This window comes from Winogradskyella sp., from assembly GCF_003712105.1.
Classification (GTDB): domain Bacteria; phylum Bacteroidota; class Bacteroidia; order Flavobacteriales; family Flavobacteriaceae; genus Winogradskyella.
This window is the reverse complement of record NZ_RHLG01000003.1, coordinates 273,408-293,569: the sequence shown is the minus strand read 5'-3', so window position 1 is coordinate 293,569 and position 20,162 is coordinate 273,408. Positions and strand designations below refer to the sequence as shown.

The window sequence follows — 20,162 nt, the reverse complement described above, 5'->3', positions numbered from 1 at the left end:
AACAACTAATTTATTTACTAAAATTTTTGTAGAACATTGGAAATAATTTACATTTGCAATCCTAATCAAAAATGGTGGTTGTAGCTCAGTTGGTTAGAGCGCTGGTTTGTGGTACCAGATGTCGTGGGTTCGAGTCCCATCTTCCACCCAAAATTATAAGCTTCTCTTTATGGGAAGCTTTTTTTGTAGAAATAATTTAACAGAATGAAGGTGGCAAGTTAATGCTAAACCTAGGTGAATTATGACCCAGCTTGCATTCAAAAGCAAAAAACCTTTCAAGACATTGAAAGGCTTTTTTATAATCTATTTTTATAGACGTGAAAGTTATTTTTCGTCTTCAGTTTTATCAACTGCAATTCTTTTATCTCTATTGACAATTTCCCAGGCGGTATGAAACACTAATCTGGCTCTATTTTCTAATAAATCGTATTGAATTTTATCAGGAGTATCGCTTGGTCTATGGTAGTCATCATGCGTACCATTAAAGTAAAAAATAACGGGAATATTGTTTTTAGCAAAGTTATAATGATCAGATCTGTAGTAATAACGGTTTGGGTCATTCTCATCATTAAAGGTATAGTCAAGTTCAATATTGCAAAACTTCTTATTAATTTCTTCCGAAAGATTATGCAAATCGGTACTTAACTTATCACTACCAATAAGGTACACATAGTTACGACGACCTTCTTTACGTTTTGGATCGGTTCTACCAATCATATCGATATTTAGGTCAGCCACAGTATTTGCTAAAGGGAAAATAGGATCTACATCCGTGTAATATCTAGAACCTAAAAGTCCTTTTTCTTCACCCGTTACATGCAAAAACAAAATAGAACGCTTTGGAGCAAAACCATCTTTTACGGCTGTTTGAAATGCTTCTGCCAATTCTATTAATGCCACAGTGCCTGATCCGTCGTCATCTGCACCATTGCAGATTTCCCCATTTTGATAGCCGATATGATCTAAATGTGATGAGATTACAAGAATTTCATCGGGTTTTTCAGAACCTTCAATAAAAGCCACAACATTTTCTGAAAGTACATTCTCAACTTTTCTCTCCGACTTTAGGCTTAGATTTATGTTAACTTCTTTACTTGTACTATCTTTTTCTATAGTTGGCAATAAGGCCTTAGCCAAACTGTCATTAATCATTAAGAATGCAAAATCATTCTCTTCATTTTTTAATGATAATCTAGACGAAAAACCAGATTCGGCTTGTCTTTGATAGAATGGTGCATATCTAGAAAATAATCCTTCATCAAAATACAACAGCACCTTTGCGCCATTATCTCTAGCTGCATTTCGTTTACTCGATAATGCTTGACGTCCGTTTGTCCATTTTGTACCTTCTTGTTTACCGTTAGTAATATAATTACCATTTTCATCTTTAGGTTCTCCAGACTTAGCAAGAACAATTTTACCCTTAACATCAAGGCCTTTGTAATTAGAGTAATTATTATCATCTATGCCATAGCCCACATATATAATTTCTGAAGTGTTTATATCTAAGCTTTTAGACAGTGATAATACAATATGGTTTATAAAAGAAGTGTACGACTTTCCATTAACATCTAGTTCTGCTTCAGAAACACTTTGTCTCTCCAAATATACTTCTTGAAAAAAATCCTCGCTTTTATATGCTGAGGCTACACCAATATCTAAATACTGATTTTTTATATATTCAACTGCCAATTTTTGACCCTTTTCTCCTGTTTCTCTACCTTCATATTTATCAGACGCGTATTCATATAGCATTGTTTTAAGTTCGTCTTGAGTAATGGTCTTAGCATATTCAACGGGGTCTGCAACTTTAGTATTTTTTTTAGAATCCTTAGAACTTCCGCAAGCCATTAATATGAGTGCTGTACAGAAAAAACAAATATTTTTTCTCATTGTTATATTCAGTTTAGTAGATTGTTATTTTATGAGGTCTAAGATAATTAAATATTAAAGAACTTCGCGAGAAAGAGCTGTTTCAGAATTGGCAATATACCATGCTGTAGCAAATATGAGTTTGGTCCGTTTGGCTAATAAAGGGTAATTTATTTTGTCTGCGGTATCAGTAGGTTTTGTATAATCCTCATGTTCACCATTAAAGAAGAAGGTCACCGGAATACCTTTTAATGCAAAATTATAATGGTCCGATCTATAGAAATATCTATTTGAGTCTCTAAGCTCATCATATTTGTAATCTAATTCAAGGTTCACAAAATTAGAATTTGCTTCTTGAATAATGTAATTAAGCTCTGTACTCTCTCTGTCAGAACCGATTACATAAATGTAATCTTGATTATTTTCGTGCCTTTTATCAGTACGACCAATCATATCAATATTTAGCGTACTTACGGTGTTTTCAATTGGAAAAACAGGATTGTTCGTATAGTATAGAGAGCCATGTAATCCAATTTCTTCTGCCGTTACATGCAAAAATACAATACTTCGCTTTGGACCATAACCACTATTTGATGCCATTTTAAAAGCTTGAGCCATTTCAAATATTGCAGCTGTACCAGAACCATTGTCATCGGCTCCTGGATATATTTGTCCATCTATTACACCTTCGTGATCAGAATGTGCTACAATATATACATATTGGTCAGGATAATCAGTGCCTTCAATATAGGCGATGACGTTCTGAGACGCATTTATGTTATCAGGTAAGGCACTTTTTGGAACTATTTGAAAATAATCAGAATGAGAATCAGGCGCCTTAATATTTAAGGATTTATAATATCCTCTTATGTAGTCACAAACTTCATTATGTCCAGCTTCTCCTGTTTTTCGACCTGCATATTTATCAGAAGAAATTTCATAGACATGGCTTTTTAAATCTTCTTCAGTAATTGTACTGATGTAAGTTTCTACTGAAGAAATATCGGAGTAGGCTATAGACTCTTTTAGTGTTTTAACTTTTTCACTATGCCTTGGTTTAGCACACATGCCAACCAAGAAAAAAAGAGGTAATATGTATAGCTTCATTTAGTATCAAATATTGAAGCTCAAAAATAATAGAAAAAATAGTTTTTAAGGGGTTATTACATAATTTCTATATCTTCCAATTCTTTAATGGCGTCTTCTTCAGAAGTCTCATCGAGTTGCTCGAGCTCTTTGATATCACCAATTTCAGCTTTTTGAAAAACACTCTTGTAAACTGTAAATGACAGCGATATTATCGTTAACAGAAATACGTACTGAATAGCTTTGGTCTTAAATTTCTTTTTCTTAGAGAAATAAAGTAATGCAATACCGCATAAAAATGCAATAATTATAGGAAATACCGAAAGCTTAAATAATGGTGTCACAGCAAGTACTACAGCCAAAATAGAAGCTATAAAACCCAATATGATTAATAGTTTTTTCATTACATTAATTTTTTAAGCCAGACGCTGATTTAATTTTTAATTCGCCATTTCCTACTGCAATTTTAAACTTAGCATACACGGGCACTTTGTTGGCATCAGCTGTTAGCCAAATAATATTAGAGTTACTACCTTTGAGCACATCAGATCCTCTTAAACTAATTGCAATTTTGTAACACTCTTTTCTACCAATGTTGGTTGAGATTGTCTCTTTACCAATATATCTAAAAGATACGGTATTTTCTTTATTATCAAACAACACCTTAAAACTTGACGTATCACCAGGAGATGCCTTATCTATATCTAAGTTTCTTAAGGTATATAATGTAGACACTAAATCTTTTGTTGAGTTGCCGATTTTTACATCCTTATTCACCTCCCAAATAGAACCATCGCCTCTTCTTTTCTTCATTTGGCTTTTAACAGTCTTGCTTCTGTGGTTAAACTTGTATTGCATGAATTTGTAATAGCCACCTTCATTAATATCTCTTTTGTATAAATATGGTGTTAAACTCGCTGGACCAACATAGCTTTCGTATAGATCACGTACTTTAAAAAAACTATCAAAACTACTATATGTTGCAGCTGAACATTTTAAGCGCATTAATGTACTTTTTGAAGTGCTTACTTTGCTTGTCTCCATAGTTACTTGTGCAATATCAGTAAGTAAGCCAGACATATTATAAGATGCTGTAAATACTAATTTTTCGCCATAACCTATGGTTTTGTTTTGACCAGAAACTTTAAGACTGGTAAGTACTAATAGTGTTAGAAAAAGCTGTTTCATTGATTGACGTTTTTTTAATAACGAAGTATTAATCATTTATTGTGCCGAAAATACAATTGATAATTAAATAATGAATCTTTTTACAATAAATTAAAGCTGAATTTTTCAATCAAATAAATAAAAAAAGCTTTGGCAAAAGCAAAAAAGGATTCTATATTTGCATCCGCAATCGGAGAAATGGCAGAGTGGTCGAATGCACTGGTCTTGAAAACCAGCGAGGGTCACACCTCCGGGGGTTCGAATCCCTCTTTCTCCGCAAAAACCCTTGTAATCGATTGATTATTAAGGGTTTTTATTTTTAGTTGATAATATGGTTGACAGAAACTGTCTTTTTATTAGTTTCTTTTCTTGATTTATTAATTCTAAGGAATGATTATTAGAGTGAAGTAACGTGTTCGTGTATGGCTCGTACCGATTTTAGGTAAGAGTGCGTTACACAAAATTTATATAATTTAAAGATAGATAAATTTTAGTGTATTCAGAGGTATGAGTTATACACGTTGTTGTGGTTTGTGTCTTACTTACTTAGTTTCAGAATTCTAAATGCACCTTGGATCACTAGAATGAATACGATAGTTCCAATAATCAAGTCAGGTTTACTCGAATTTAACCAGTTTACCAGAACTCCAGCGACTATAACGCCAAAATTGATAATTACATCATTGGACGTAAAAATCATACTTGCTTTCATATGAGCTTCTTCTTTGCTTTTAGATTTCTGCAAGATGTAAAGACAAACACCATTTGCTATAAGTGCAAAAATTGAAACAACAATCATAGTCGAAAAATCAGGAAGTTTTTCTGCACCGAAGAATCGTCTAAGTACTTCAACGAATCCAATTATTGCAAGTGTGATTTGAAAATATCCAGCAAGTTTTGCAATCCGTTTTTTCCTGGTTAAAGTACTACCAACAGCAAACAGACTGATGCCATAAACAAAGGAATCGGCTAGCATATCCAAACTGTCAGCAACTAATCCCATTGATCTTGAAATAAGACCAGTGGTCATTTCAATTAAGAAAAAACTAAAATTAATTGCTAGGACAGACCAAAGTAATTTTCGTTGATCAGTTTTTTCATTAAATTCTGTTTGATCAGATAATTCTGTAGATATTTTTTTTCCACCTAATTTTAGTTCAAGAACTGACCTTTCGATCAGGTCAAGATCTCCAGTGTGATGAACGATTAGTTTACGATTCGGTATATCGAAGTCCAAATTTGCAATACTTGAAATACCATCTAGTTTCATTCGGATTAAATTCTCCTCTGAAGGACAGTCCATTTGTGTAATTTCAAATACGGTTTTGTTCATTCACGAGATTTTTTGGACATTAACCACAACGTTCAGTATATTAAAAGTAGGCGATTTCTAAACAATAAACTTTCGGTTGAACACAAAGTTTGATTAGAAGCAAAATATTAGATAGTATCGCCATTTCGCCTATTTTTTATATACATTGTTGTGGTTTGTTTTTTTATTCTTATTGATAATTAGTTTTAATTGAACTTGGTTTTCAGTTTATACAGATATGAAAGCTGATTTCCTTTACTTTTTAGTTCTACTTCCATTAAAGCAATTTTCTGTTTTCTAAATTGAAAGAATACATCGGTTGCTTTTTTGAAATTCAGTTTAGCAAGATTTTCTACTAACTCAGCGCTAGTTTGAATAGTGGTCTGAAATGCATTGCTACTATTTTTTAGCTTATGCAGGTTAATTGCTTTTTCATACTGATATTTTAAATCTCTGTATTCTTCTTCAATTTCATTCGGCTGTCTATTTGTTCTTGATATACTCGATATCCAATTTCTAAGACTCCAGATAGCATTATAAACATCAGGATCACTTTTAAAATCGAAAATTTGCTCCCAAGCTATTTGATCAGTTTCAATAATAGGGAAGTCTTCTAGCAATAGGCTATAAACATCAGCCTTAGTATTTGTGATTTCATCTATAGAATATATAGAAGTTTCATAAGGGATCGCAGTAAACTTACTATTATCACAAGAAGCGGCTATTATTCTTGCCTTTAGATCAAGGCACATGTTAAACAACACATCGTAGCTTAAATCGGCATTCAATTTCCTTTCAAGCGAAGGAGTTATATTCTCATTAGCTTCAGATTGTTTATTCTTATCGCTAATTTCATTATAGTCAATAATGATTTTTCCTTTTTCAAGAAGAAAATCAAAGTTTTGATTAAAAAACGTACTTTCCTCTGTGGTAAATTTTGGCTTATAACCGGGACATCCGCTAGGTGAGTTAACTAAGTTGTACATCCCAACGTAACTATTTAAAATAATTAAATCGTTTAGTGCAAATGAGTCTCTATTTTCTAGTAACTCATTTTGAGAAGTAATTTCATTTTTTTGAAAAACATCATTATACTCCTTTAAACCAACGATTAATATCTTATCAAACAATAAAAGTTCTTTCTTCAAAGCGTCTACCGAATCTAAACTTTTCATGTTTTTTAATCCGATCAGTTCATTCATTTTTAATTGAAATTATCTAATTATTAGTTCCATCAGTTTTCTATTATCAGGGCATACTATATCAAGATAATAAACCACAACGGTTCGGCTATGAGTAGTTGCTTAAGGATTTAAAGATAGCAAAAAGGCACTAAGTGAGGAAAATTCGGAGAATTTTCCGAGTAGCACTTACCAACCCAAGCAATTACTTATAGCCATTGTTGTACCTAGTTTTTATATTTAATTTCCCTATAAGTTCTGTAATATGGTTTTTTCGTGCCATCAGGACTTATAACGTTTTTGATTAATTTAATCCAATTCCCTTTTTCATCATATTCATAATCTATTTCGTGAATAAAAGGTTCTGTTTTGTCAGTCAAAATCCAATACAGTTTGGTAATGTCTCCATTTTCATTTTTTTCAAGAACATAATCCGAATTTATATTCCCTTTTATTTCTTCTTCTAATCGACCTTGGTAATTAAAGTCCATTAGAATGAACTTACTATTTGGATAATCATAATTTACAGTTTGAAGTCTAGTATGGTCTGGTCCAACAATTGTATGCTCAATTTCAATTGGGTTTTTCAGGCTGTCATATTTTACAGTATATCTCAAATAAGTCTCTCCAGAATCATTTATTTTTTCCTTTATCTTTTTGTTTTCTTGATATTGATATTTGACTTTAGTTATATACCATTTACCGCCTTCATATTTTAAATTTCCTTCATAGTTTAGAATTCTATTGTTAGAATCTAATTCAATTATTTCGTCAGCAATTAGTTCATTATCTCGATATTTCTTTACTAACATTTCCCTTCCAGATTTAAAACTGTAGATATTTTTTTCAATCCAAGTTTCAGAATTCGCCAAAAAAATTGTGTCATTAACAATTACTTCGGCTGGATTTCCAAATTTCACGCTGTAATAATTTCTAGGTGCTACTCGCTCGGCAATTTCTGAATAGAAAGTTGGTTCAAATTCTTGGTCATGTTGAGAATACCCAACTGCAGTTATGAGAAGGAAAAGTATGAATGGAATTTTATTCATTTTTTAAATTAGGTACAACGGTCTCGTATAACCGTCAGTTACGGATAAATTTACGTTTTATTTGGTTTGGTACTGACGGAAGCAATTCCGAGTGTGCTGACGTTTACAGTCAGTACGCTGTAATTGCGGTTATACCTTGTTGTGTGGCGTTTTTTAATCTCTATAAATACAGATATATTCAATAGTTTGTTCTTTTTTATCAATTTCTAATTGTTCATCAGGAACATTAAAACTTATACCTTTTACAGATTTAAATTGATAAACTTCTTCATCTTCCCAATAGTAATATTTATCGATTTTTTCCAAATTCAAGATACTGTCATTAATTCCAATAATCTTTTTGAATTTACCAGTATAATTATTGTTAGCACAAATTTGGTCGGTTCGTTTTTTTTTGAAATCATACCATATTTTAATGTTCGGTAATGTATAGATGTAGAATATGTGTAATGTATCCAATTTAGCATCATCAATTTCATCAAGTTGGTTTTTTGTCATTGACAATGAGTATTCTCCAATTCGTTGTCCAGCAATTATGTCCAGATTATTTTTCTCAATTATCTCTACTTTGCTTTTACAACAGTAAAGCAAAACCAGAATTAGAATCATTAGTATATTAATCAGTACTTTTTTCACTTTTATTCAGTTTGCGTGAGTTCTGGAAATGACACACAACGGTTTTGTATATGAAAAGTACGTCTTTTTTGGCAGACGGTTTTTTCAGCCGTGATTAATTATTTTTAAAATAGGTGAGTACGCAAATATAGCGAAAGGTGGCGTATTTTTTATATACGTTGTTGTGCCTAGTTGTTTCTTAAATCCTCTTGATGTTTTTCCGAAAGACAAGGTTCGGCATATTCTAAAATTCCATCATTCTCATATTTCGACAAAATTTTCTTGATTCCAGAATAATTTACGTCTTTTAAAATCTCCATTGAAAAATACGAGTCGTTCAGTCCCTCAGATGTACAATTCAATTCCTTAAATCGGTCTCGTATAATTTCTTTGTTAAATCCGTCTTGAGTAATTATGACTAAAACAATTGAGTTCCCAGAGTGCTTTGTTGTCTTCTGATAAGTCAGCATTTGTTCCGATTCGTCAAATTCTGCATAAAATTCATCATCAGTCGCAATGAGTGGTCCATAAAACGGGATGTTATCCAGTTTGTAGATTCCATTTTCTTTGTCAATTTCCTCTGCCCACATTGTTTCCACAGTCAACTCGTCCAAAACATTGCTATGATATTTGAATAAAATTTTCTTTTGTTTGACTTCTTCCATTAATGCTTCTATTCCTTGAATTTGAATTTCACTTTTTGTCCATCTTTCAAGTTTTCCGTTTGTTTTCCTAAACTTCCAGAAAATAAAATTAATTCCTTGAATGGCACTTTTCCATAATTCGATTTTTCATATTGTCCGCTTACCAGAGCTGGCATTTTAAGACAGTATTTTTCATCTGCTTGTAATTCGCCTATTACTGATTTTGCTGATTCAATAATATTTGCCATTTCCCAATCTTCAATAAACTCTGAATCAGCCAATAAATGCTCAAAATCGGATTGATTTTCCGCTATTTTTAAACAAGTCACTTCTTCAGGGCAGATTCTCCAATATTCGTTCTTATCTGTTTTGAAAATTATATTTCCGAAATCATTTGTACGAATAATTTCAATGGCATTAAATCCTTTCCAATTCCAAGCTTTATTTATATCAGCAATCATTTTTTCAATTAGGCACAACGGTCTCGGCTATGATTTCGTTGTGGAATCATCCGCAGGATTATTCCGCTTAGAAATCAGCCGTTGATTAATACTTTTATTTTTATGTGGCACAAAACCACAATGAATTATAGCCATTGTTAGCAGCTGCTTTTAGTCAAATTCAATTTTCTCATTATTTCGTTCAGCCCAATCAATAATCAGTTGTTTAATTCTTGATTTATCCTCTTTCTTTAAATCCAATTTGGCAGGTAAGCACCAATGATTTTCAGCCTCAAACCATAATCTTATTCCACCTACCTCTAATTCCCACTCAAATTCTAATAGTTTTCCATTTTCTACAAAATAGATATATCCATTTCTTCCTTTATTCGAGAAATGTATTCCGTTTTCAGTCAGCAATTTTTCAATTCCGTCTTTTTTTCTTCGTTCCGTTTTCCATTCCTCATTTAGCTTTTCGGAAATATGTACTTGAAAATTATTTTCACTGACTTTATAGGTTGTCCAACCAAAAGGTAACTTGTAGTCCAAACCTGCTAAAGTCTTTTTCGACTGCTTTTTACAATAAGAACTAACTTTGTCCATTCCCATTATATTGGCTGCTTTACCTAATTCAGTCCAGAATTCTTCTGAAAAATAGTGATCGGTTTCATCTGCTAGTTCAACAAGACTTTCCAAAGCAAGCCCAAATTCATTTGTTCCATAAAATTCAATACTGTTTTGAAATTGTCTATGGTTTTTATAGAATTCAGGAATGTAGTCAATCATTCGCTTTATTATCTTTTTAGGTGATGATTCCAATCGTTTTTTCCTTGTGAAGCTAAATATTCCCAATGTTCGTTTAAGTGCTGCTAACGGTCTTGGCTATGGTTTCGTTACGGAATGGTACGCGAGTATCATTCCGCCGTAACCATAAATTTAGCAAAAAGGCTCGAAATTCCGATTAGGAATTTCAGCCGTAATGAACTATAGCCGTTGTTAGCTAACGTTTTTTTATCAGTTTAATATTATTCAATTTTGTTTCTTTTCCGAATTCAAGAGTATTCTCTGCGGTTTTGTCAATTATCATTAAACTATCAGACAGAAATTTTATTCTCCAGAAACTTTCTTTTACTCCAAGACCTAAATCAAAATTTTCTAAACGCATTTTTAAGAACTCACCTGTATTATTTATTTCAAGTTGTGACTTTGATTTATGATAATCGTAAGCTAAATTAATGGAATCACCATTTATTTTATACAAAGGTGGATATTGTAAATCACTTTCCGAAAATCCAGGTGGTGCAGCAATTGGTGGTGGCTTGGGAATGCTATCGTTTGAGTGATATTCAAATAGTTCTTTTTCAACCCAAGTTCCGTTTAGTAGCTCTTTATTCCATTTTGGTTTTCTTTCTGCCAATTCGAACGAGTTGTCCCTTAATCCTATGTAAGTACAATCAAAAATGCCCTCACTTGACTTTTTAATTCCGATTACTCTATTGTCAAGAACTAAAAAGTTTGAGTCATTATAGTTTGAGATTCTCCAAGGAATTTTCCCTTGCCATAAATTTCCAAATATTTGATGTGTTGAATCTTTAAATTCAATAAAAAGTGTGTCTGGTTCAGATTCTGAGATAAGATTGAACGTTTTATTTTGAAACTCAATTTTATCAATTTTGGATTCAGTCTTTTTTTCGCAACCAACTATCGTTAAAATCAGAAGCAAGATTATTATCGGTTTGTTCATTTTCAAATGTTAGCTAACGGTTAGGCTATGAGTAGTTGCGTGGGTTTGTACTTAACTTTGCAAGTACACACCAAACTGAAAATCCGCGAGGATTTTCAGAAGTAGGCGAAAACAAGCAATTACTTATAGCCATTGTTAGCTGTAGTTATTTTAATCTGTTTTTTTTCCATTCAGCCGACATTTTCTTTATTTTCATAAAGAATTCGTATTCTTCAATTTTACTTAATCCATCTTTTTGATACTTGTCGAGATAGACTTTCATTAATTTATGAAGTTCTATGTTTTCTTTATCAGGTTTAATTTTAGTAACGATTTGTTTGACTGCATCCATTTTTAATTCTATTGAAGTGTCGTCTAAATATTTTTTGATTTTAAACAACTCATCAAAAGCATAATTCGTTCCGATAATAAATCGGTTACTTAATTTTAAAATACTGTCGTTTATTGTGCCTGCATTTCCGTGTGGTATTCTTTGTCGATAAATATAATTCAACCTTTTGGTGTTGTCGTGGAAAATTCTGACTGCAAATTTTTTATTTAACGGTAATGTAAACTCTTTTGATTTTAAAAGTGGGTGTTCATTTTTGGTAACTTGGTCTTCATAAATTAGTGGATTGTCTCCTGTGATGAACTCTCCGTCATCAATAATCTCCAAGACCTCATATTTGGCTTCTATGTGAGCCATACAGATCTCTTTTGTTCCAAGAATGTGTTTTTCTTTATAATCTTTGGTAATCTTTTCTTTTATGAAATTTGTAATATCATTTAATGAATATTCTCTAAAGCTAAAATCTTCATTTAAGTATGTTAGTCCTTTACTTCCTATCGATTTAGCATTCTCAAAAGCCTTTTCTATTTCTTGAGAATGGTATACAATCATATTTTTCAGTAATCGAGGATTTCTCATATACATTTGAAATATTCCAATCAATATTTCATTATGTTGCTTATGAGTAATTTTGTTGATTCTAACGTCTGTTAATAAATCATAAGCAGTTCTATAGATAGGTTCGAGATGATTTGCATATATGTTTTCGATTGCTAATACATCATTGGCTACTGTTTGATTTTCATCCAATGTGTAAAAATGGTTTTCCGAGCAGATATTTTTAATATTTGTCTTAAACCTTCTTTTTGTTTCTTTTTCATAAACATCAACCAAATATTCATTCTTTACTTTTTCAGCAAAGAACTTTAAATGAACTCGTGGAACATAATGTTGGTTCATAGGTTGGTTTTAATTACAGCTAACGTGTTATATCAAAACTAAATATATTGATTAAAAGTTAGATTTCAGGGGATAATAAAAGTTTTTGTGTGTATTTATTGATATGATTTAATTTTTGCAATGCTACATCTAAAGGATTCTGAATTTCCATTAAGTCTTTACGTTTTACATGAGTATAAATCATTGTAGTTTCTGGTTTTGCATGACCCAAAAGTGATTGGATATATCTTATATCTACACCATTTTCTAGTAAATGAGTAGCATAACTATGCCTTAATGTATGGGGTGTAACATTTCTTTTTATCCCTGCCTTTAATGTACTTTTTCTTAAAAATTGCCTTACACTTTCCGCACTGTATTTATTTCCTTCTTTCCCTTCAACAAAGTATCTTTTCGGTTTGTATGTGTAATAATAATTTGATAATAGAGGAAGAAAGCTATCTGCTAAGCTTACATATCTATCTTTCCTTCCTTTACTTTTTATTATTCTTAATTGCTTTCTATCTATATTGAAATTAATTAACTCCAAATTTATTAGTTCGCTAATTCTTAAACCACATGAATAGATTAGTGCTAAAATAGCTTTGTGTTTTATATTCTTAGTGCATCTAATTATCTCTAATACCTCTTCTTGAGATAAAACATTTGGGAGATTTCTTGATTTCTTTGGTCTCTCAAGTTTTAAGCTATTGATTTTTGTAGTCGGACAAAATAAAATGAATAACTTTAAAGCGCTTATAAATTGCCTTTGTGAGCTTATAGAATAATTTCTTTCGATAAATACCTTTTCAATAAAAAGTTCAACATCTCTATTTGTAAGTGCTTCAAGTTCTGTGTTTGCATGAAAGTTAATGAAGTCAGCCACAAAGAAAGTGTAGGTTTGAATAGTACTTTTACTATATCTTTTTCCTTTTAGATATAGATAGAAGTTGTTGAGTATATTTTTTTGGTTTTCAGTTAACACTCTTTTGAATGCTTTTCTTTTTGATACTTTACTTTTATCAACTTCCGTAATGTTTTTAAATGTATTAATGATTAAAATCAAATTTTCGTATGAATCATCTAAGTACCATGATTTTAAAGAGCGACTCCATTTCGCAGAGTCTATTTTTCTTATGCATGCTATTAGGTATTCATTATACTGAAACTTAATTAATAGTTTCGATTCTCCTTTATGAACCTTTGTATCTAAATAAATTATTGGTAGTTCTTTCATTTACTATATTTTCATGATATTAAATATATTGAAAAAGTTTAACTAAATGTTTCCGTCTCTCTATTTACGTTTTATAATCAGAAATTATTTTGGCTTAATTTTTCGTTGATAATGTTTATTGAGTTTTGGAATGAGAAATATATAGGACTAACTAACGTAAATAAGAATTAAAATTATTTTCTAGAATAGACTTTAAATGAGAAGTTATCTCATAACTACAAAGTTTTTCACCTGTTGAAGTATTTATCCAATCAGCTAAATTTATATCATATTCCCATTCATTATAATCAGAGAGCAATTTGGCAGGTATCTGAGTACTATTTTCTGATTTGGGAAGATTGAATCCGAAGCGGTCAAATATACGTTTCCCTTTCATAGCTGTGAGGATTGTATTTAAGGCTTTGACGTATATCTGAGCTGTATCTTTTTTATCTTTCCTATTCTTTAAATCCGGTTCAGTGAATATTTTGCTTCCATACTTAATAATTTCGATGAGTCCTGATTCTAAGTTATCAACTTTTTGAATATTTTGAGCGAGTCTTTTGGCGAATTTTGGTGTCCATAATTTTAGCCACTCTGAAAGAAGTACCTCAGCAGTTTCTTTGTCTTTTGTGATAACATGGAAGTGAGGATTGTAGGTTTTTCGAACCGGATTGAAATTACACTCTAAGGATCTAATACCAACAAGTTTTTTACCTTTTCCTCTATGATACCGTTTACGATGTTTTTCGGTTATTCGTTGAAATCCCTGAATGAATTTCTTTATGTAAAGAGAAAGTTTTTGAGCTTTACAGGATTTTACAGTGAGTGTTAAGAAATATGGCTCTTTCCATTCTTTTAAAACCGGATGATATTTATTAATCATTTTAGCTTTTCTAATACTACAACATAAAGTGCAAAATCTGTTTTTACAATATTTGCCGTAAAGTCTACCATCAGCTGTAAATAGATTTTGTTGACAGTAATAGGTGTTCCAATATGATTTTTCCAATTCCGGCTCACCTTCCTTCTGAGCGACTTCAATGAGTTTAAGCATCGTGATTTGTGTAATTGTTTTGCGTTTTGCTCTTCCTTTTAGGGCATCTCTTTTGCTCAGGTCTGAGCCTTCACCATTAACAATTATATTGTTTTGTCCTACTTTGTTTGTCCTACTTTCTACTAATGTATAGATTTCCTCCTTCCCGAACTTTTCTGAACACATGTGATTATAGTTTAGAATCGTTTGTATTTAAGAGACTTTACTTCTTGCAATGAGTCATCAATATCACTCCGCTTAATCAGTAATATTCTACCGACTTTTTTTGCGTTGATATACCCACGTTTTATGTAATTATGAATGGACTGTTCTGAAACTTTTAGAAGTTCTGCTGTTTCTTTTACAGTTAGGTTTTCGTCTTTCTCTTCCTCTATTGGTTTATGCTTAAGCTCTAAGAGTAGACTTTCGATGTTTGACAATCTTTGATTGATTGTTTCAAATGGGTTGCTCATAACAAATCTATCTTGTATTTGTTACAAACATATATTTAGTTTGAAGGGGTAACCACTAAGTAACCGTTACCTCTTATAGTTACCTAAGCTTTGTTTTGGCTTCTTGCAGTTCTATTAATGCGATTTTTTTAGCCTTAGGGAATCCAATTAACATTGTATTTGCAACAAAATCAATATTTGCTACTTGATTTTTGGCAATTCTATTTGTGGCGTAATGGGCTAATTTGTTATAGACTTTTTGGAAATACTTTGTGGTTGTTTTTAGGTCTTCTTTCTCAATTAGTTTATCTATTGCTCTTAACTTACCATTTGGATGATTTTCAAAATATCCAAAATCACCACTTTGTTGTAAGTAGTAATAGTATAATGCGTATTGAGGTATAGATGTGGATTTACCCTTCCCTTTTTTCTTTAGTCTTTTAGGCTGTTCTTTTTCTTCGATGAAGATTTTCTCTCTGTAGTATCTTAATTTACCTTCAAAGAACTCTTTTTGTAAATCTAAATAGTCTTCATCTTTATTTTGTAGAACTTTATTTTGTACCTCTTTCTCATGAATATCATTTAGAGTATTATTGATTATTTGATAACTTTTTAATGTATCAGATTTTGCAAACATTTGTGATAGGGTAAGAAAACCGGAGCTTAAAGTATATCTACACATCTTATCCAATTCAAAATACATCTTACCTTCATTCTTAATAAATTTTAAGCAATCAAAAAACTTAATTGTTAATTTTTGAAGTTTTGGTTTATCATCATAAATAAATCTATTTCTAAATATCAGATTAATGAACTCAGAAGATGCTATCATGAATGTTAATTGCATTTGCAAAATGTATTTACCACAAGCCTTATCACCAACTTCATCACCTTCACCTTTACAATATGAGCATCTATCTTTAATATCATCTGGTAAAGATTTTTCCATAGCATCTTCAACAGCTTTGTAAGCAATTTGGTAGTTTTTTTCTCCACCAATAAATTTTGTTAAATAGTATGTGTGATTTTTTTCGGTTTGAGTTTTTAAAAACTCTTTCAACTTTGGTTCAGGCTCAATCATAACAATGCGTTCATTGTCTTTCATGTTTATTTCTATACCAATATTCTGCTTCATTTAGTTAACTTTTTTTAATTGAACATCTTCAATTTTCCAAACGGTTTGCATAAAATCCTTTCTATCTTCATCATTTGGCTTGTAATACTTGTTGAAAACTTCTAAACTTCTATGTCCTGTATAACTCATTATTACTTTGTCCGGAATTTTTTTATTCTTCATAATAGTAATAAAACTTCTTCTCGCAGTATGTGAAGATATACGCTCGTATAGTGGATTAATTTGCTCAATAATGTCTTTTCCGACTTTCATTGTCTTTTTGACATTATCAGTATATCCAATGGTTTTGAAAACCTCTTTGATGTAGTCATTGAATCTTTGATTGGATATTTTAGGTAGTTGATAATTGTATTTTTTTAAGACAAACATAGAAAAATCGTTTAACGGAATTTCCAAAGTCTTATAATTGTTCTTTTCATCTCTAACCTTAATTACACCATTTTGAATATCTTTCTTAGATACTTTAGAGTAATTACTATATCTCATACCAGTTGCACATCCAAAAACAAATAAGTCTCTCACTTTTTCTAATCTCTCGTTTCTGCTAAAATCATATTCAAATACTTCTTGTACTTGTTCTAAGGTTAATGCCACCTCATCAGTCTGCTGTGCTTTAGGTGCTTTGAACTTTTGGAAATCTGTTTTGAATGTGTAGCCATTATCTAACGCCCAATAAAGGAATGTTTTAAACAAACCAACATTTCGTCTTAATGTGTTTGAGGAATGTTCTTTTACTTTAACACTGTAATTAATAAAGTCGTTGTAGAATGATTTATTTATTTGGTTGAAGTGAATCTTCTTATTTCGGTATTCCTGAAAATTGAAAAGCAATTTCCTGTTATACTCATATCGTTTAATAGTGGTTTGGGAATTTGCATCCTCTGAATAATCAGATTTCTTATCATTAAGGAATAGATTGTAAACCTCAAAGAATTTACTTGCTATTGATTTTGTTCTTTTAAACTCAGTATTAAAATCAGCTCTAATATCAGCAATAATGATTTCTCTATTGGCGAGTTTGTAGTTTTGAATAGTGTCGGAGAAAAAATTGGAATAACGGTCTAATTGTCGCTTTATTCCTCTATGCTGATTGGCTTTTTCCGTTCTACCATTTAGGTGTTTGGGTTGTCTATTTTCAAAATCCCATTCATCAGGATGGATGACTTCACCGGTAGAGTAGACAAATTTGCGTCCTTCATCCTTAAAATATGCAGAAAATAAAATCAGGGATTCCTTGTCTTTATTGGGTTCTTTAATGTTAAATGTACTTCTCATAACTTCACTTTAAGTTGACAGAATCGTTGACAGTAAAGTTATGATATAATAGTATTTTAATTATAAATAGTTATAAACACTTTTTAACAATGTATTGATAATTAGTATTTTAATTAAAATTGGAAATAATAAGAAGTAAAAGGTTCAAAACCCTCTTTCTCCGCAAACAAGCGCTGGGCTTGAAGATAAAAAACCACCAAGTTTACTTGAGTGGTTTTTTTGATTTTGAGACTATATCATTTGCAAAAAGCTGTAAGAGGGTTGTGAAACTATACGGTATTATCCATGAAAAATTCTTCAATTAGAGCTGAAACTTTTTAGTTTAATAGTGTCTAAACCAATCCTTATCTTTGCAAAAAAAACACTATGGATATTTTAAAGCAGCTAAATTGGCGTTACGCAACAAAGAAATTCGATTCGACTAAAATATTACCTGTTGAGAAATTAGAGCTCCTAAAAAACGCCTTTAACTTAACTGCATTATCATACGGACTCCAAACGTTAAAACTAGTTGTAGTAAAGGATAAGACAGTTAGGGCACAGTTAGTTGAATATTCTTATGGACAACATCAGGTGCTTGATGCTTCACATTTATTAATATTATGTATCCAAGATGAAATTGACACCGATGATATCGAAGAACATTTTACCAATGTTAAGCATATAAGAAATACTCCTGACACTATTTTAGACCCATTTAAAGCGCAATTAAAAAACACAATAAGTAATATGCCTGAAGCTACTAAAGAAGATTGGGCTAAACGTCAAGCATATATAGCATTGGGTAACTTAATGACTGTTTGCGCTATTGAAGAGATAGATAGTTGTCCTATGGAAGGTTTCTTGCCACAAGAAATAGATAGAGTATTAGATTTAGGAAGTTATGGATTAAAATCTGTACTTCTTTTACCAGTAGGCTATAGAGCAGAAGACGATATGTTTGCTAATCTTAAAAAGGTTAGAAAACAATTGAATCAAACCGTTATTGAGTTATAATAATCACATTTGGGTAACGTTCAAAATAGTATATTTGTTAGGTAAAATTTTAGTTATGAAACAGGCTATTTGCATTCTTATTTTTGGATTTTTTACAATTTCTAGTTTTTCGCAAAAGATAAGTAGCACAACAAATTACATTGATGCTTTAGAACTCTATAACTCTGGAGACTACATCATGCTAATTTATTTTTATGATGGAGAAAATTCTAAACTTGAAAGAAAAATCAAGAACGAAATTCTTAAATCTGATGGTCTGAAAACTTTTAATAAGGATATAGTTATACTAAATGTAGATAAGAATACTTTGGGTACTGAAGAAGCCGCTATTAATAAGCGCCCTGTAAGAGCTTTTAATCCTGAAAATATTTATCCTTCAATTAGTGCATCTCTATCTAAAGAAGGCAAATCACTTCCTTTGATGACTTCGTTTAGCGATAGCGATATAACATTATTTTTTGAACAACTTAAAGCGCTCAAGTAAATGCCAGGATTTGAATTGTTTGGAGACGCAGAGCGCCAAAGTGTTAATGATGTTCTAGATAATGGTGTTTTAATGCGCTATGGCTTTGATGGGATGCGTAAAGGGCATTGGAAAGCCAAAGAGCTTGAATCCGAATTACAACACACATTCAATACTAATTACGTACAAATGGTATCAAGTGGTACAGCTGCAGTTTCAGTAGCGCTTGCCTCAGCAGGTGTTGGTGCTGGTGACGAGGTTATTATGCCTACGTTTACTTTTGTGGCGAGTTTTGAAGCTATAATGATGCTAGGGGCGATTCCTGTGTTAGTAGACATAGATGATACATTAACGCTATGTCCAAAAGCTGTAGAAGCTGCTATAACATCAAAAACAAAAGCGGTAATGGTTGTGCAAATGTGTGGTAGCATGGCCAATATGGACGCTTTAAGCGCTATTTGTGATGCACATAACTTAATTTTTATAGAAGATGCTTGTCAGGCCATTGGCGGTACTTATAAAGGAAAGCCTCTTGGCAGTATTGCTGACCTAGGTTGTTTTTCTTTTGATTTTGTAAAAACGATAACTTGTGGTGAAGGTGGTGCTGTAATTACCAATAATGAGGCATATTATATTAATGCAGACCACTATAGTGATCACGGTCATGATCATATTGGAAATGATAGAGGAGCAGAAACACATCCTTTTCTGGGTTATAATTTTAGGATTTCTGAGCTTCATGCTGCTGTTGGATTAGCACAAGTAAAACGTCTTCCTGAATTTTTAAGAATCCAAAGGCAAAACTTTGATATAATTAGAAACAAACTTTCTGAGATTAATGAGGTTGAGTTTAGAGCAGTGCCCGAAGGTGGAATAGAGAGTTGTGCTTTTCTCAATTTCTTTTTACCTGATTTAGAAACTGCTCGAAAAGTCATAGATACATTCGGTAAACATGGAATAGATGCCTGCTGGAATTATTATGATAATAATTGGCACTATATCCGTAAATGGCATCATTTAAAAGAAGCTAAGTCATTATATCCGTTGACTAACGAAATCAAGAATGCTCTCGATAAGCTTTCAAATACAGATTTTTCTCAATCCGATCATTACATTGGTCGTAATATTTCTTGCCTTATAAAATTGTCATGGACTGAAGCAGAAGTAGAAGCTAGAGCGTCTAAAATGGTGACATTAATCAAGGAATGTTTAAATAGTTAATTTTTCGTCCGTAGTGTTCTTGTATAGGTCATATAATTGTGTCTAATAGGT

Annotated in this window: 21 protein-coding genes and 2 tRNA genes; 5 read left to right on the top strand and 18 right to left on the bottom strand. The window is 31.7% G+C overall.

The window, feature by feature from the left end; translation table 11 throughout:
• Positions 1-73 precede the first annotated feature (73 nt).
• Positions 74-149 (top strand) — tRNA-His (locus ED556_RS09235).
• A 175-nt stretch (positions 150-324) separates the two neighbouring features.
• Here ED556_RS09235 and ED556_RS09230 read toward each other — a convergent pair.
• Genes ED556_RS09230 through ED556_RS09215 form a run of 4 tightly spaced genes read right to left on the bottom strand, consistent with a single transcriptional unit; the run spans position 325 to position 4,146 of the window.
• Entirely contained in the window at positions 325-1,893 is a 1,569-nt protein-coding gene (locus ED556_RS09230) for a M28 family peptidase (protein ID WP_296322562.1), read from the bottom strand.
• Between the two features lie 54 nt (positions 1,894-1,947).
• Entirely contained in the window at positions 1,948-2,979 is a 1,032-nt protein-coding gene (locus tag ED556_RS09225) for a M28 family metallopeptidase (RefSeq protein ID WP_296322559.1), read from the bottom strand.
• A gap of 56 nt (positions 2,980-3,035) precedes the next feature.
• Positions 3,036-3,362 (bottom strand): FUSC family protein, encoded by a 327-nt coding sequence (locus tag ED556_RS09220; protein WP_296322557.1) that lies wholly within the window; start codon positions 3,360-3,362, stop codon positions 3,036-3,038.
• A gap of 4 nt (positions 3,363-3,366) precedes the next feature.
• Positions 3,367-4,146: a DUF3108 domain-containing protein gene (locus tag ED556_RS09215; protein WP_296322556.1), complete on the bottom strand. Its 780-nt coding sequence runs from the start codon at positions 4,144-4,146 to the stop codon at positions 3,367-3,369.
• Positions 4,147-4,317: 171 nt separating this feature from the next.
• Here ED556_RS09215 and ED556_RS09210 point away from each other — a divergent pair.
• A tRNA-Ser gene (locus ED556_RS09210) sits at positions 4,318-4,402 on the top strand.
• A 261-nt stretch (positions 4,403-4,663) separates the two neighbouring features.
• On the opposite strand, the gene ED556_RS09205 is transcribed toward ED556_RS09210, so the two are convergent.
• From ED556_RS09205 to ED556_RS09140, 14 genes are all read right to left on the bottom strand, one after another.
• On the bottom strand, positions 4,664-5,458 hold the full coding sequence (locus ED556_RS09205) for a cation transporter (RefSeq protein WP_296322553.1): 795 nt from the start codon (positions 5,456-5,458) through the stop codon (positions 4,664-4,666).
• A gap of 185 nt (positions 5,459-5,643) precedes the next feature.
• Positions 5,644-6,612, bottom strand: coding sequence for a hypothetical protein (locus tag ED556_RS09200; RefSeq protein ID WP_296322550.1), 969 nt, complete (start codon positions 6,610-6,612; stop codon positions 5,644-5,646).
• 233 nt (positions 6,613-6,845) lie between these two features.
• A complete protein-coding gene (locus tag ED556_RS09195; protein WP_296322547.1) occupies positions 6,846-7,667 on the bottom strand; it encodes a hypothetical protein in 822 nt (273 codons plus the stop codon).
• Positions 7,668-7,820: 153 nt separating this feature from the next.
• Positions 7,821-8,165, bottom strand: a complete 345-nt coding sequence (locus ED556_RS09190) for a hypothetical protein (protein ID WP_296322544.1) — start codon at positions 8,163-8,165, stop codon at positions 7,821-7,823.
• A gap of 305 nt (positions 8,166-8,470) precedes the next feature.
• A complete protein-coding gene (locus ED556_RS09185; protein ID WP_296322540.1) occupies positions 8,471-8,872 on the bottom strand; it encodes a DUF4265 domain-containing protein in 402 nt (133 codons plus the stop codon).
• Between the two features lie 83 nt (positions 8,873-8,955).
• Complete coding sequence (locus tag ED556_RS09180; protein WP_296322537.1) at positions 8,956-9,387, bottom strand: T6SS immunity protein Tdi1 domain-containing protein; 432 nt, start codon at positions 9,385-9,387, stop codon at positions 8,956-8,958.
• Positions 9,388-9,537: 150 nt separating this feature from the next.
• Positions 9,538-10,185, bottom strand: a complete 648-nt coding sequence (locus tag ED556_RS09175) for a hypothetical protein (protein WP_296322535.1) — start codon at positions 10,183-10,185, stop codon at positions 9,538-9,540.
• Between the two features lie 181 nt (positions 10,186-10,366).
• Entirely contained in the window at positions 10,367-11,110 is a 744-nt protein-coding gene (locus ED556_RS09170) for a hypothetical protein (RefSeq protein WP_296322533.1), read from the bottom strand.
• 145 nt (positions 11,111-11,255) lie between these two features.
• Entirely contained in the window at positions 11,256-12,338 is a 1,083-nt protein-coding gene (locus tag ED556_RS09165; RefSeq protein WP_296322530.1) for a DUF4238 domain-containing protein, read from the bottom strand.
• A gap of 58 nt (positions 12,339-12,396) precedes the next feature.
• Positions 12,397-13,554: a site-specific integrase gene (locus ED556_RS09160; protein ID WP_296322527.1), complete on the bottom strand. Its 1,158-nt coding sequence runs from the start codon at positions 13,552-13,554 to the stop codon at positions 12,397-12,399.
• Between the two features lie 151 nt (positions 13,555-13,705).
• Positions 13,706-14,755, bottom strand: coding sequence for a protein rep (locus ED556_RS09155; RefSeq protein ID WP_296322524.1), 1,050 nt, complete (start codon positions 14,753-14,755; stop codon positions 13,706-13,708).
• Between the two features lie 11 nt (positions 14,756-14,766).
• Positions 14,767-15,042: a helix-turn-helix domain-containing protein gene (locus ED556_RS09150; protein WP_296322521.1), complete on the bottom strand. Its 276-nt coding sequence runs from the start codon at positions 15,040-15,042 to the stop codon at positions 14,767-14,769.
• 79 nt (positions 15,043-15,121) lie between these two features.
• Positions 15,122-16,156, bottom strand: coding sequence for a hypothetical protein (locus ED556_RS09145; protein WP_296322519.1), 1,035 nt, complete (start codon positions 16,154-16,156; stop codon positions 15,122-15,124).
• Entirely contained in the window at positions 16,157-17,431 is a 1,275-nt protein-coding gene (locus tag ED556_RS09140) for a tyrosine-type recombinase/integrase (RefSeq protein WP_296322517.1), read from the bottom strand.
• Positions 17,432-17,797: 366 nt separating this feature from the next.
• Between ED556_RS09140 and ED556_RS09135 the strand changes: the two genes are divergently transcribed.
• Genes ED556_RS09135 through ED556_RS09125 form a run of 3 tightly spaced genes read left to right on the top strand, consistent with a single transcriptional unit; the run spans position 17,798 to position 20,111 of the window.
• Positions 17,798-18,427, top strand: a complete 630-nt coding sequence (locus tag ED556_RS09135; protein ID WP_296322514.1) for an NAD(P)H-dependent oxidoreductase — start codon at positions 17,798-17,800, stop codon at positions 18,425-18,427.
• A 55-nt stretch (positions 18,428-18,482) separates the two neighbouring features.
• Positions 18,483-18,911: a hypothetical protein gene (locus tag ED556_RS09130; protein WP_296322509.1), complete on the top strand. Its 429-nt coding sequence runs from the start codon at positions 18,483-18,485 to the stop codon at positions 18,909-18,911.
• Positions 18,912-20,111 (top strand): DegT/DnrJ/EryC1/StrS family aminotransferase, encoded by a 1,200-nt coding sequence (locus tag ED556_RS09125; protein WP_296322507.1) that lies wholly within the window; start codon positions 18,912-18,914, stop codon positions 20,109-20,111.
• Positions 20,112-20,162 lie beyond the last annotated feature (51 nt).